Origin of the sequence: Pseudoalteromonas sp. 23_GOM-1509m (assembly GCF_000518425.1) — a bacterium.
GTDB classification, from domain to species: Bacteria; Pseudomonadota; Gammaproteobacteria; order Enterobacterales; family Alteromonadaceae; genus Pseudoalteromonas; species Pseudoalteromonas tetraodonis.
The window spans coordinates 561360-574999 of sequence record NZ_KI912432.1 but is presented as its reverse complement, the minus strand read 5'-3'; the positions used below and the strand labels follow the sequence as shown (position 1 = coordinate 574999).

14 protein-coding genes are annotated in these 13640 nt (G+C 39.1%); 9 read left to right on the top strand and 5 right to left on the bottom strand.

The features are described from left to right. Positions 1-11: 11 nt before the first annotated feature. The 3 genes from N523_RS0113240 (at position 12) to N523_RS19685 (ending at position 1543) form a co-directional block, all read left to right on the top strand. Positions 12-488, top strand: a complete 477-nt coding sequence (locus tag N523_RS0113240; RefSeq protein WP_013464833.1) for a GreA/GreB family elongation factor — start codon at positions 12-14, stop codon at positions 486-488. Between the two features lie 104 nt (positions 489-592). Then, positions 593-973, top strand: coding sequence for a hypothetical protein (locus tag N523_RS19090; protein WP_231485832.1), 381 nt, complete (start codon positions 593-595; stop codon positions 971-973). A 228-nt stretch (positions 974-1201) separates the two neighbouring features. Continuing rightward, positions 1202-1543: a hypothetical protein gene (locus N523_RS19685; RefSeq protein ID WP_231485830.1), complete on the top strand. Its 342-nt coding sequence runs from the start codon at positions 1202-1204 to the stop codon at positions 1541-1543. A gap of 148 nt (positions 1544-1691) precedes the next feature. Here the strand turns inward: N523_RS19685 and N523_RS0113225 are convergent, their stop codons facing one another. After that, positions 1692-2027: a zinc ribbon domain-containing protein YjdM gene (locus N523_RS0113225; RefSeq protein WP_013464836.1), complete on the bottom strand. Its 336-nt coding sequence runs from the start codon at positions 2025-2027 to the stop codon at positions 1692-1694. A 315-nt stretch (positions 2028-2342) separates the two neighbouring features. On the opposite strand from N523_RS0113225, the gene N523_RS0113220 reads away from it, so the two are divergent. From N523_RS0113220 to N523_RS0113210, 3 genes are read left to right on the top strand one after another with little or no spacing between them, the layout of a single operon-like run. After that, positions 2343-3737 (top strand): RimK family protein, encoded by a 1395-nt coding sequence (locus N523_RS0113220; protein WP_028835308.1) that lies wholly within the window; start codon positions 2343-2345, stop codon positions 3735-3737. Then, positions 3737-4882: a GNAT family N-acetyltransferase/peptidase C39 family protein gene (locus N523_RS0113215; protein WP_036950535.1), complete on the top strand. Its 1146-nt coding sequence runs from the start codon at positions 3737-3739 to the stop codon at positions 4880-4882. Before N523_RS0113220 ends, N523_RS0113215 begins: the two co-directional genes overlap by 1 nt. Before the next feature lie 16 nt (positions 4883-4898). After that, positions 4899-5411, top strand: coding sequence for an MgtC/SapB family protein (locus tag N523_RS0113210; RefSeq protein ID WP_013464839.1), 513 nt, complete (start codon positions 4899-4901; stop codon positions 5409-5411). 12 nt (positions 5412-5423) lie between these two features. Here the strand turns inward: N523_RS0113210 and N523_RS0113205 are convergent, their stop codons facing one another. Continuing rightward, complete coding sequence (locus tag N523_RS0113205; RefSeq protein WP_028835306.1) at positions 5424-6653, bottom strand: sensor domain-containing phosphodiesterase; 1230 nt, start codon at positions 6651-6653, stop codon at positions 5424-5426. 232 nt (positions 6654-6885) lie between these two features. Here N523_RS0113205 and N523_RS19680 point away from each other — a divergent pair, with 232 nt between their 5' ends. Beyond that, positions 6886-7932 (top strand): GGDEF domain-containing protein, encoded by a 1047-nt coding sequence (locus N523_RS19680; protein WP_028835305.1) that lies wholly within the window; start codon positions 6886-6888, stop codon positions 7930-7932. Here the strand turns inward: N523_RS19680 and N523_RS0113195 are convergent. Further along, the gene (locus N523_RS0113195; protein WP_008110511.1) at positions 7921-8931 is read right to left on the bottom strand and encodes a GlxA family transcriptional regulator; all 1011 of its coding nucleotides are present in this window, start codon (positions 8929-8931) and stop codon (positions 7921-7923) included. The two genes, N523_RS19680 and N523_RS0113195, sit on opposite strands and share 12 nt — an antisense overlap. 128 nt (positions 8932-9059) lie before the next feature. On the opposite strand from N523_RS0113195, the gene N523_RS0113190 reads away from it, so the two are divergent. Then, positions 9060-10967, top strand: coding sequence for a beta-ketoacyl synthase (locus N523_RS0113190; RefSeq protein WP_028835304.1), 1908 nt, complete (start codon positions 9060-9062; stop codon positions 10965-10967). Between the two features lie 69 nt (positions 10968-11036). Here N523_RS0113190 and N523_RS0113185 read toward each other — a convergent pair whose 3' ends face one another. Next, entirely contained in the window at positions 11037-12221 is a 1185-nt protein-coding gene (locus N523_RS0113185) for a DUF1624 domain-containing protein (protein ID WP_028835303.1), read from the bottom strand. Between the two features lie 220 nt (positions 12222-12441). On the opposite strand from N523_RS0113185, the gene N523_RS0113180 reads away from it, so the two are divergent. Then, the gene (locus tag N523_RS0113180; protein ID WP_028835302.1) at positions 12442-12816 is read left to right on the top strand and encodes a hypothetical protein; all 375 of its coding nucleotides are present in this window, start codon (positions 12442-12444) and stop codon (positions 12814-12816) included. On the opposite strand, the gene fghA is transcribed toward N523_RS0113180, so the two are convergent. Next, positions 12770-13612, bottom strand: a complete 843-nt coding sequence (fghA, locus tag N523_RS0113175) for an S-formylglutathione hydrolase (RefSeq protein ID WP_028835301.1) — start codon at positions 13610-13612, stop codon at positions 12770-12772. The two genes, N523_RS0113180 and fghA, sit on opposite strands and share 47 nt — an antisense overlap. Between the last annotated feature and the right edge of the window lie 28 nt (positions 13613-13640).

Genomic DNA, 13640 nt, shown 5'->3' with positions numbered 1-13640 from the left:
TGAATTTCCAAATGAATAAAGCCCATGTTACAGAGCACCTGCGTTTTGCCTTAGAAGAGCAGCTTAATACTGCGAAAATTGCAGCTCAAACAGCCCACGATACCGCGACCCACGAAGAAAGTATTGCAGAAACTCAATATGATACGCTCGGGCTTGAAGCTGCGTATTTAGCGCAAGGTCACGCTGATCGGGTGAATGAGTGTTATAAAGAAATACAACTATTTGAAGCCATCTACAACGACGTCGTTACAGGCACAATAGCAGTCAGTTCATTGGTGTGTTTAGAAGATGATGCAGGCACACAAAAATGGTTTTATTTAGGCCCTGCAGCTGGTGGATTAACCGTTGATATTAAAGGCACAACTATTCAAGTACTTACCTCTGGTGCACCATTAGGCCAACAGTTATTAGGTAAACAAGTCGATGATGAAGTTAGTTTAACACTCGGTGATGTAAAACATAGTTACGATGTGGTTAAAGTGCTTTGAATGTAGTATTTATTTGTCTCTTACGCTGAGACGCAGCATCTCGTAGGCCTCTTTGTTAAATAATTGCCTGAAACTTAAAGAATAAAATTAAAGATGAGCCGTTTATGAACTTAGTTTTGGTTAGTGATATATTTGGTAAAACAGCGGCTTTAAAAGCATTAGCTGAAGAACTAAACGCTCAGTTTATTGTCGATCCCTATGGCGGGGTTGATATGGCATTTAACAGTGAACAGCAGGCCTATGAGTATTTTAGTCAGCATACTGGCCTTGATGAGTATGTAGCTATTTTACAAAAAACGATTAAACCACTCGCTGGTAACATCATATTGATTGGTTTTAGTGTTGGCGCATCGGCAATTTGGTCAATGTCTGCACATCCGGCGATTAAAACGATAGCTAAGGGCATTTGTTTTTACAGCTCGCAAATTAGGCAACAAAGCCTAATGTTTCCGCTAAGTGTGTTGATTATTTGCATGGTTTTATGAACCCGCATTCGAATAATTTTAATCAACGCGCTTACGATGAAACATTAACTGTGTTATCTAATAAGCTAATATAATAAACTAGTTAAGGAGTGTTTATAACTCGATGTTAGCCGGTTTCACTCAATCACAACTAAGGCATTTATAGCGTGAACTTATAAGATTTGCTTGAGTCTGATAATCATTAACGGATAAGCAGTTAAATAAAGGACATAAATTTAAAGGAATATTATGGAGATAGGGATTTTTACCGTCACAATTACGGGTGTTTTACTCACGGCTTTAATTATAAAGTACTTAACGTTTAGGCCTGAGCGTGTTTTTTCTGATATTGGAGAAAACGTTCTACTTTGCAAAAAACCTCACTGGTTCAATAATAATAAAAGTAGAATGCAGCTTATTCCTAAAGGGGCGATAATTAAAATACAGCTAGCGTCAAATACCGTTACTTTATTTTGTAAAAGTGGCAATGTTATTGATATACCAGTGCCAAACTCAAAGTTTACTGCCGATGTTTTGCAAAGCGCAAAAACACACTTTCACAAAGCAGAAGTAGTAATACTAGACAACTAACACACCACTATGAGAACTGAATATAGATTTTAAAATTTTTAAAAGGCAATTAAAATCAATCAGTTAAAGTGGATGTCAGTTTGTTAATGTAATAAAGCGCCAAGATTACGCAGGTTATTGCTGTATTTAATTGTTTATCTCAATGGGTTTAGGCTTTTTTAACAAATTTAGCCGTCACCATCATTTCACCTATGCCATCTACTTTACAGTCAAGCTCATGATCTTTTTTATCAAGTACACGTCTTACTAAGGCCTTGGTGCCAATTTTAATAACTTGTGAGCTACCTTTAATTTTTAAATCTTTAGCTACGGTTACTTTGTCGCCATCAGCAAGTAAAGTGCCGTTTGCGTCTTTCACTAAAATAGCGTCTTCGTCATTAGTAACATTCGGGTTCCACTCATAGGCACATTCTGGGCAAATAAGCAGCTGCTGGTCTTCGTAAACGTATTCACATTGGCATTTAGGACAAGCGGGAAGAGACATGATGATCACTTTTAGTATTAAATTTTGGCTATTTTAAAACACAAATTAGCAATAAAAAAGTTCATCAAAAATTTTTATCTTTACGCTAAAAATATCTCGTTTGTGCGCATCTAAAAAAGGGCATATAAATCACCTGTCGCTTAAGCAATTTAAGCGCTAACGTTTATAGTAGATATTCGTTAAAGCACCTATCGTATTAAGTGATTTGCTAAATGCTGCACTTAGTGCGATGGGTGTTTCTATTTGCTGTTTTATTCGCTGAGCTAACTGATTAGCAAGGCTGCTTTGTATATTTTGACTTAACTAGGAAAAGTCGTGTTTAAAACCTTAATTGTGGTTGATAACAATGAGCAAACGCTTGCTCTTTCATTTGAAAATGTCATTACCTTTAACACCTATTTGCGTGACTACCCAAAACGCAACGAACCAAAAACCCGCATAATAAATCTATGTGATGCTAGCCAGTATTTAAGTAAAGGCTATTACTGTTCGTTACTTGCTGAGGCGCGCAAGCACCAAGTATTACCGAGTGTAAAAACAATTAACGCGCTTCGAAGCAATCAAGCGTCATTACAAAATATTGGCCATATTGATGGTGCTGTTTATTTTGGTCATGCGGGAAATGATCAACAAGCTAAAGCCGCTAAATCGGTATTTAAACAATATCCGGCACCTATTTTATTTGTTGATGAGCAAGGCCTATTACAACAAGGATCATTAGCGTCCCTAAGCGAGCAGCAATATGCTGCGTTTATTGAAAAGCTAAATGAGTTTACCCAAACGCAATGGCGTATTGGTAAAGTAGAGCGCCGTTTTCGTTGGGATATGGCGATATTGGTTGATCATAACGAAAAAGTACCGCCAAGTGATAAAGATGCAATAGCCCGTTTTATAAAAGCAGCAGCGAAACATGGTATTAACGCAAAAGCACTCAGCTTTGAGGAAATAGACAATATTGCCCAATTTGATGCGTTGTTTATTCGCCAAACAACAGCGATTGATCACCCAACCTACCGTCTTGCAAGTAAAGCGCAAAGCTTAGGTTTAGTGGTGATTGATGATGCGGAGTCTATTTTACGATGCTGTAATAAAGTGTACTTACATGATGCATTCAATTATCAAAAAGTACCGAGTTTAAAAACCGTGGTGGTGGCAGATCAATCAAAAGACACAATTGAGCAACTAGAAGCGTCGTTTACTTATCCGCTGGTATTAAAAATGCCAGAAGGGTCGTTTTCAAAAGGCGTGTATAAAGTTGCTAATCGTGATGAATTAGAAGCTAAGCTTAGTGAATTATTTGCTTTAAGTGCGTTAGTTCTGGCGCAAGAGTACATGTACACAGAATATGATTGGCGTGTAGGGGTACTTAATGGCCGTGCTATTTATGCGTGTCGTTATTTAATGGCGCGTAACCATTGGCAAATATATAACCATGACGCGAAACGGTTTTTCTCGGGTGGCTTTGAAACATTGCCGACGTTTGAATTACCTAAAGCTGTACTGGATGCTGCTTTAAAAGCATGTAAAACCGTGGGTAAGGGTTTATACGGTGTGGATGTAAAAGAGCATCAAGGCCGTGCGTATGTGTTGGAAGTAAACGATAACCCAAGTATTGATCACAAAGTAGAAGATGGTTACTTAGGTGATGAGTTATACATGATCATTATGGATGAGTTTAAACAGCGCCTTGAAGCACGAGGTCGCGGCTAATGCTTAACGCATTGTCTGATATAACGATTTTGGCAGGAGCGGGTATTAGTATTCGCCCTGCAAGCGCGAGTGATTTAAAAGCCTTAGTGGCGCTTGAAAGTGCCTGCTTTAGTAACGATAAGCTTAGTGCGCGAAGTTTAAAGCGTTGGCTTAGTGCTAAACATGGGATTTTATTAGTCGCCGAGCATAATGCGCAATTATGTGGTTACGGTTTGGTGTGGTGCCACAAAGGCACGCGGTTAGCGCGTTTGTATTCGTTAGCCGTATTACCGACGATGCAGGGCAAAGGAATCGCTAAAACGCTGCTTAAAGCCCTTGAAAAAGCCACTAGTGAGCGTGGGCGTATTTATTTGCGTTTAGAAGTGGCAGTAAATAACGACAGCGCCATAGGGCTTTATAAAAGTGTAGGATATCGTGTTTTTGGTCAGTACAGTGATTATTACGATGATCACAGTGATGCCTTGCGCATGCAAAAAAACATTCGCCAAACCAGCGAGTTGCAAGTTGAGCGTTTAACGCCATGGTATCAGCAAACTACTGAGTTTACCTGTGGGCCTGCGGCATTATTAATGGCAATGGGCTCGCTTGATAACAGCACAGAGCTGAGTCAGTCACATGAATTAGTTTTATGGCGTGAAGGCACCACTATTTTTATGACCTCGGGACATGGCGGTTGTCATCCGTTTGGCTTGGCATTGGCTGCAAATAAACGGGGATTTAAAAGTGAGGTTATTGTTAATACCTCAGAGCCATTATTTTTAGATGGGGTACGCAGTGATAATAAAAAAACGGTGCTGGCGACAGTACATCAGCAATTTGTTGAAGGCATAGCCTCGGCTAATATTTCTGTTACCTACAAAGATGTTGAACTAACCGATATAGAAACGTGGTTAAACCAAGGTTTTAGTGTGTTGCTGTTAATAAGTACTTATCGGTTTGATGGAAAAAAATCACCGCATTGGGTATGTGTTACTCATCTAGATGCGCACTGTGTGTACGTACATGACCCGTTTTGCGAACCAGGTAACGACAATCAATTAGCGATTGACTGTCAATATGTGCCAATTGCACGCAGCGATTTTAGTAAAATGTCGGCTTTTGGTAGTCAAAGGCTTAGAACGGCAGTTGCTATTGGTAAAAAATAATAGATTAGGATTTTAAGTGACATTTTTAGATTTTATCGATGTAGCCCCATACTCGTGGGCAGCCATTGGTACGGCGGCTTTTTGTGGCGCTATTATTGGTATAGAACGACAATTGCGTGGCAAACCTGTAGGGATCCGTACCTCTGCGCTGATCACCTTAGGTACTTACTTGTTTTTATCGACTGCGTTTAATTTACAAGGGGATGTGATTGATCATTCTCGCGTAGTCGGGCAAATAATTACCGGCATCGGCTTTTTAGGCGCAGGCGTAATGCTCGCAAAAGACGGTGCGGTAGTCGGGGTTACCTCTGCTGCCACCATTTGGGTGCTGGCTTCCATTGGCGTGATGATAGCAACCGAAAACCTCGGGGCTGCTATTAAGCTCTCGGTGCTTGTGGTGGGTATTTTATACGGCGTTGACGTGCTAGAAGCTAAGTTTAAAAGCTTAAGTAAAGGCGTGCATGCTAAAGTGAAAAGTTATCATAAACGCTATTATCGAAAAGACAGTATTGATACCGAGCGCCACTAATTAGTGGCGTTTTTATGCGGGTAGTGCTTTGTTTTGGAAGCTAAGCGCATCTTCAATTGGTGCGGGGCGGCCAATAAAATAACCTTGTACACTGTCTACATTGAGTATTCTTAACGAGTTTAGTTCTTCTGCGGTTTCGATCCCTTCGGCAACAATGGTGCAGTCGATTGCTTTTGCAAATCCACACAGTGCTTTTGCCAGTAAAAATTTACGATCGTCTGTGTTTATATTTTGAGTCAGGCTAATATCTAATTTTATAATATCGGCCTCAAGCTCTAGTATGTGCTGAAATGAGGAAAAGCCAGCGCCTACATCGTCAATGGCCAAGCGCAGACCTTTGTTTCTGAGAGGCCTAAGTGCAGCTCGCATTTTTTCGTAATTAGAAATTGGCGAATGTTCAGTAATTTCTAATACCAGCCTAGTGCAGTCAATCTGTTGTAATGTTCGTTCAAGTGCACCGCTAAGAATGTGCGAAGGCGAGCAATTAATGGCAATGTAAGTTGTATTATTAAACTTTGCCATATTGGCTACTGCATTTTTAATGGCCAGCATTTCTAATGATTCACTTAAACCCACCTTACTCGCTTCTTCAAACCAGATATCAGGGGTTTTATAAGGGGTGGTAAAAAACCGAGCAAGTGATTCAAAACCTACAACTTTATTATTTAGTTGACTATAAATAGGCTGAAAATAGATACTAATATCATTATCGCTAATAATTTGCTCAATAGTTGATTTTGTGTGGTTGTACGGTACGCTTTTATCTAAACTCTTTTCAATTAATCCGGTCGCTATTTCTGAAATAATATTTAAAAAAGATAAATCGCGCTCATTTAAGCTCTCATCATGGTGTGATTTATAACAACAAAACGTACCATATAATTTACCGTTCGACAGGTTGATAGGTACACCTATATATGCCCCTATACCTAATTTTTTTGTAACCGGCATCGCTTTGGTTATTGGGTTTGCTTTGGTATTAGTAATAATAGGGCTAAGCTTGTTGTCGGTGATTTGTTGGCAATACGTTTCATTAATCGGATCGGCATTACCCACTTTAACAATTTGGTTTTCAGAGGGGTTATCGACCACTTTAAAAACACGCTCATCGTTAATAAATTCAGATATAAAAGCAACATCCATATCTAAATGTTTACGGACCAAAGTGAGTAAGTTAGCTAGTTTAGCCTTAATGGATGCATTGTTGTGTTGTTCGACAAGCAAATTGGTTAATTCATCCATCGGCTATCTCCCTATGTTAATACCACTACACCTAATGAGTAATACTATAATTTATATATATAAAAAGATCTAATCAAGGCCTATCAATCTTTGTTCACGCATATTTAAATTTAGGCTAATATTAGCTGTTATAGTAAGTAGGCTTACATATAAGTTGTAGTTATTATCTATTTTTTAATGCTAGGCTGATATGCCTGAAGTTTATGGGAGGTAATAATTTAGAGGGATATTAATGCATCAGCATTCATTTGATAAAACAGAATCAGTCAGATTAACCGTATTCAAAAATATAAGCTTAATAATTACATTAGTTGCTTTAGTTGTCGCTTACGTTAATGTGTTTATGAGTAAAAATTATGTTTTGGGCTTTATTGAACTCGCATTAGCTTTTTTTTGTATTTATACGTATCACCAAACGAGAACAAACCGCTCTAAATTATGGCATCGCTATGCTGTTATTTATACTTACTTTGCAGTTGTGTTGCTTGCTATCACCGCAATTAACTTAGAGACTGGCATATCGCATTGGGTGTGTACTCTTCCTGTATTGGTTTACTTATTGTTTGGAAAAAAGCATGGCTTTATAAGCAGCTTTAGCTTTTTGATTACGTTGTTACTGCTGTTTTATGTGATCGACAAACGGTCAGTTGAAATAAATTTTAAGCTCATCATTAATCTTTCTCTGACGTATATTATTGTATGGGGTGTTTCACATGTTTTTGAATCGATGAGAGCCTCTAATCAAGAGGAAATTATTAATTTAGCATTACGCGACAGCTTAACGCAGGCTTATAACCGGCGTGCTTTTAAAAGCCATTTTCATAACCATATCGACTTTTCTAACCCCTATTGTTTTGCCTTAGCTGATTTGGATTTTTTTAAAAAAGTAAACGATAAATATGGGCACGATGCCGGTGATGCAGTGCTGGTACATTTAACACAGTTATTTAAAAAACATTTAGGCGATGAACATGTTTATCGTTTTGGCGGTGAAGAATTTACATTGGTGGTAAATGACGACATAGAGGTCGCTATAATCACAATGGATAAGCTAAGAACTGACATACAAAATCATCAATTTACTTATATGCAGAGCACGTTAAACATCACTATCAGTATTGGCTTGGTCGGTATTGATGCACATGAGCATACTCACCTGAGTGAAATTTTAAGATTAGCCGATAATTATTTATATTTAGCTAAAAACAACGGTCGAAACTGCGTTGTCAACGGCCTGACTAAAATATCAAACAAGGGCAAAGAAACATTAACCAAATAACTTTCGTCTGACTACTTTTCTGTATTCGCTCGGGGTTTGGCTCAATACCTTTTTAAACACACGGGTTAAATGCCCTTGATCGTTATAACCAACTTCTAACGCGACTTCCTGAATTGATAAGTTCGATGAGGCCAGTAATTCTTTTGCACCTTCAACACGTAGCTGCTGCCAGTACTCTATAGGGCTTTGATTTGTAGCAAGTCGAAACCTGCGTGTAAACGTGCGGTAGCTTAAGCTAAATTGTGCCGCGACTTCTTGTAAATCTAACTCACTAGATAAATTAGTTTTTAACCAAAATTGTATTTGTGCAATAAGTTCATCAGCATGTCGGTTAACGGCGCCTTCTAAATAGCGTTGATCTTCGTAGGGTTTACGTATTTCATGTGAAAAGTTCCGCTCAACATGCTGCGCCGCTTCTTTACCATAGTATTGGCTAATAATATGAACAATAACGTCAGCTAAGGCATTTAAACTGGCTACCGTATACATACGCTCTGATTGGGTAATAAAAAAATCAGGTTTTAAGCTAACGTTTGGATAATCTTGAGAAAATTGCTTGGCATAATGCCAGTGAGTGGTTGCAGGGTGACCATCAAGTAAACCGGCTTCTGCGAGCAAACAATTGCCGGTACCAACACCAATAATATGGCTTCCCATGGTAAAACTCTCATTGAGCCAATTAACTATTGGTTGATTCGTTTTAACAACAGGCCGTGGATTACGCCAAATACCCGGAACAATGATTAAATCGCAATAGGGGGCGTTATCACTGCTGCAATCAGGCACGATGGCTAAACCTGTTCTGGTTGCAATAGGAGCCATATTTTTAGCAATTAAATGAATATTCAGCGCCCTAAAGTGTTGTTTACTAGTGTGCCCCTTGGCAAACGCTTCACCTGCTCGGAGCATTTCAATTGGCAGGGTTAAACTAGTTACCAGTAGATGCGAGTAAACAGCAATGGCTATATTTAATGGTGGATTTGTTGGATTATTGCTCATTTAAATGCTCCGACCAGTTGTTTCTGGCCTTTTGTGCTTAATATTTGGCTATTAAAGCACAAAGATATGTGCGTAATCCATTTAAACTAACTCCATATTCTTATAACACGTTTTTTTAAAGGTAAATTATGACCGCATTACCCGTCATTGTCGGCATGGGAGGCATTAATGCCGCTGGCCGTACTTCTTTTCATCAAGGTTATCGTCGTATCGTGTTAGATAGCTTAGAGTCTCAAGCTCGCCAAGAAACATTTTTAGGCCTCGCCACATTAATGAATTTAGTGAGTGTTGTGAATGGACAACTACAAGACATGCAAGGCAATAATGTTGAGCAAAGCGACATAGAAGCACGTTTTGGTGAGCAAATTATTGCAGGTACATTAATTCGCAAAATTGAAAAACAACATTTTGATGTAGATGCCACGCTATGGCAGCAAAAAATGACGTTAACCGCATCGGATGAAAACGCGATTGTGTTTGAAACACGCCGTCGTGATTTACCTTCGCCAGTTCCTGAAAGTTGGCACGTAGAAGAGCTTGAAAATAAAAAAGTGAAAGTAACTATTGCTGCTCAATTTGATATTAAACATGATTCTACTCGTGATAACCCAATTAAATCTGCTGGGCAACTACCCACAGGGTTTGATCCGTCAATTATGTACAATAGCCGCTACCAACCTCGTGGTTTACAAGCCACTATTTTTGCTGCCACCGATGCAATAAAATCAACCGGACTTGATTGGCAATACATTATGAATAGTGTTGAGCCTGATAAAATTGGTACCTATTCAGCATCGGTTATTGGCCAAATGGACGATAAAGGCTTAGGTGGGTTAGTCAAAGCGCGCCAGCAGGGTGATCGCGTCAGCACTAAGCAGCTAGCACTGGGTTTAAATACAATGTCGACCGATTTTATCAATGCCTATGTTACGGGCAATGTAGGGACTACTTTTTCTACATCGGGTGCGTGTGCTACTTTTTTATATAACTTGCGCGCAGCAGTAAATGATATACAAGCAGGGCGCACACGTGTTGCAATTGTGGCAAGTGTAGAATGTGCGATTACCCCTGAAGTGGTTGAAGGCTTTGGCAATATGAGTGCGCTGGCTAATATTGAAGGTTTGCGCCGCTTAGATGATTTAAGTAATGACGATGAACCTGATTATCGTAGAAGCAGCCGCCCATTTGGCGAAAACTGTGGCTTTACTTTAGGTGAAGGCGCACAAGTGGCTATATTAATGGATGATGCGCTGGCACTTGAACTAGGTGCAGACATTATGGGCTGTGTGCCTGATGTATTTGTTAACGCCGATGGAGTAAAAAAATCAATTACTTCACCTGGGCCTGGTAACTACATTACCATGGCAAAATCGGCTGCACTTGCCAGTAGCTTACTAGGTAAAGAGGCATTACAGCAACGTAGCTTTATTTTAGCCCATGGTTCAAGCACACCACAAAACCGCGTAACTGAGTCGTTAATTTATCATAAAGTAGCGCAAACATTTGCAATAGATAATTGGAAAGTAACCGCCCCTAAAGCGTATGTTGGCCATACTATAGCACCTGCCAGTGGCGATCAGCTTGCCATTGCCTTAGGTGTATTTAGTCATAATATTATGCCGGGTATTACCACTATAGATAAAGTGGCTGATGATGTTTATGCAGATCATTTAGATATTCGTAACAGTCACTATGATTGTGGTGATATGGATATTGCATTTATAAATTCTAAAGGGTTTGGTGGTAATAATGCAACAGCCACAGTGCTTTCAGCAAAAGTAACGATGCAGATGCTTGCTAAGCGATATGGCGATGAAATGATGGGGCTTTATACCAGCAAGCATGCAGCGGTAAATGAAGCGCAACAGCACTATCAACAACAAGCAGATTTAGGTCAATACGCGCTAGTTTATCGTTTTGGTGATGGGCTGATTGATGAAAATGACATTGTTATTGATGAGCACAGCATTCAGCTGCCAGGCTTTGAAAAAGCAATTATATTCAATACAACAAATTCCTATCAAGATATGTTCTAAGCACACATACTTGTTAGCAAGGCGCTTTTTAAGCGCCTTTTTTAATGACTAAAAACAACAGCGTAATAACTAAATATATTTAGCAATCAGGCTGTTTTTATTACGATATTTCCAGTTTAAGTAGCGCTTAGCGAGTAAGGCGGTAAGCACAACCACTACAGCTATCATCGCCATGGTTGCAATATAACTCATACCATACCCTGATGGTAAGCCAACAAGGGTTTCACCATAGGTCATATCACTAAAGTTAAATCCAAGAGCAGGTATTAAAAGCCAACTGATAGCATGCAGCAAATACAAGTGAGTGAGGTAGGAAAACATGCTGGTTTTACCTAGTACTTGCAGAAAATTTTGCGAAAAACTAGCCTTTAAGTGGCTCAACAGTTTTAGCGCAATTAAACCAAGCCCTACAGTAAGTAACATAAATTGTAACGACAACGGATATTTAGTCGGATTTAAAAACGACATAATAGTCAGCAGTGGATCTGTATGTGTAGAAAACTGTGACATATCACCGTATAAATTAAAGCCGCGTAGTATTGAATAAAGTGCTAGGCAGCTCATACCCATAATAAACGCGTAATTCATCACTTTTTTACTATAATGCTGAGATTTATAATATACACCTGCACAATAAGCCAAACACATGAGTCCAACAATAGGCGCAACGGGGTAGGTCGTTCTAATAGAAAAACCAAACGGCAGTGCTAATACATTTTTTTGATGAACGATAGACCACAGTGTATGCGCGATGGTGTTACTTTCAAAGGTAATACCATCTAATAAGTTATGACCAAATACCAGTAATAACCCAGCTATAAATACAGGGTATATACCTATTAAGCGAAGCAAGCCAAGCACCACAAAGCCCCAGCCAATCGCCCAAATTACTTGAGCATATAACATCGGGAAAAGAGGATTAAAACTCCATGACCATGACACAATTGTAAACTCAAATAAAATAAGCACTAAGCCTCGAACTATTAAAGCGTTAGCAAACTGACGAGTACACGCGTATTTATGCTCTGTAATAGCGGCAGAGAGGCCTGCTAAAAATACAAATAATGGCGCACAAAAATGCGATATGAAGCGTGTGAAAAAAGTAAGCGCATCTGTTCCGGGTATGGTCATGGGATCAGTTACTGAATAATTTAGACAATAATACATGCCGTGATCTATCACCATAAATATGATGATAATGCCGCGTAATAGATCAATATGATGCAAGCGACTTTGCGATAAAGATAATGACATAAAATACAATTAACAAGAATGAAAAAATGAACTTGATTATATGTTATATTATATCAATTTGCGAGGATGTTAAGGCAGTAATTTTGCGTGAGCTATCACTGTTTATAATTTCGGTTGCTAACATATTTTTACAGTTTAGTTTTTTTGATAGGTTACTATATTCACTTACAGAACAGCACATCAAGAACGTAATGATGTACACAGTATTAAAAGGCTAAAAATGCAAAAAACACTCATTTTATCGGTATTAACTATGCTCAATGGTTGTACCTTTTTTGGTGCTGTATTGGATGGGCAAGCTGTTTCAAATGCAGATGATAACCAAAGCATGAATAATCCTGCTCGTTCCACTCCTTATAAAAACCCACTAGAGCCTGTTCCTGTAAACAAAGAGGGATTTTCTTTTACCGAGCTTGGTTTAAAAATAGACTCTGCAGTATTTGATTTAGTAAAAGGAGATGACGGCACCATTAGAAAATGCCGACAGATCACAAAAAATCTTAAAGAATGTGTAGAAGTAGATAAATCTACTCTACACAGTAATGAATCTAAGCCGATAAAAACTGATGATGAAATAATAAGTGTTGGTCTATAAAGCTACTAATAAAAAAGTAACTATGATCGTAGCCAGCGTGCATTTCGAGCTGCAGCGGATACGCTTTTTTATTAGCGATATCGACCAAATTTTGCGGCTTAAGCTGCTCTTCTAAAAAGTTATCAGCATCACCTTGGCTTACCAGCACAGGTAAATAGTTAGCTTGCTCGGCTTGTTGCATTAATTCGCAAGTATCGTAGTGTGCCCACGTTGTTTTGTCGTCGCCTAAGTAGCCTGTAAATGCTTTTACACCCCACGGACACGCCATAGGATTAACAATAGGACTAAATGCCGAAGCGCTGGTGTACGATTGTGGGTTTTTAAGTGCAATCATCAATGCGCCGTGCCCGCCCATTGAATGACCACTAATTGCTTTTTTATCTGTAACAGGAAAGTGTTGCTCAATTAGTGCCGGTAACTCATTAACAACGTAATCATACATATTAAAATGGGTGTTGTAGGGCGCTTTTGTGGCATTAAGGTAAAACCCAGCACCTTGTGCAAAATCATAGCTGTCTTCGTTTGGCACGTTATCACCACGTGGGCTCGTATCTGGCGCTACAATGGCGATACCCAGCTCCGCTGCTTTTTTAAATGCGCCTGCTTTCTGCATAAAGTTTTCATCGGTACAGGTTAAACCTGATAACCAGTACAGTACCGGCACCTTATTGGTTTCACTGGCGCCTGGCGGTAAAAAAACTGCAAAACGCATAGTGCAACGAGTGCTTGAAGCGCTATGGCTGTATTGCTTATGCCATCCGCCAGCGACTTTCGCTGTTGAAATATTTTCTAACATAACAATCCTTAAAAGCCGTTACTTAATA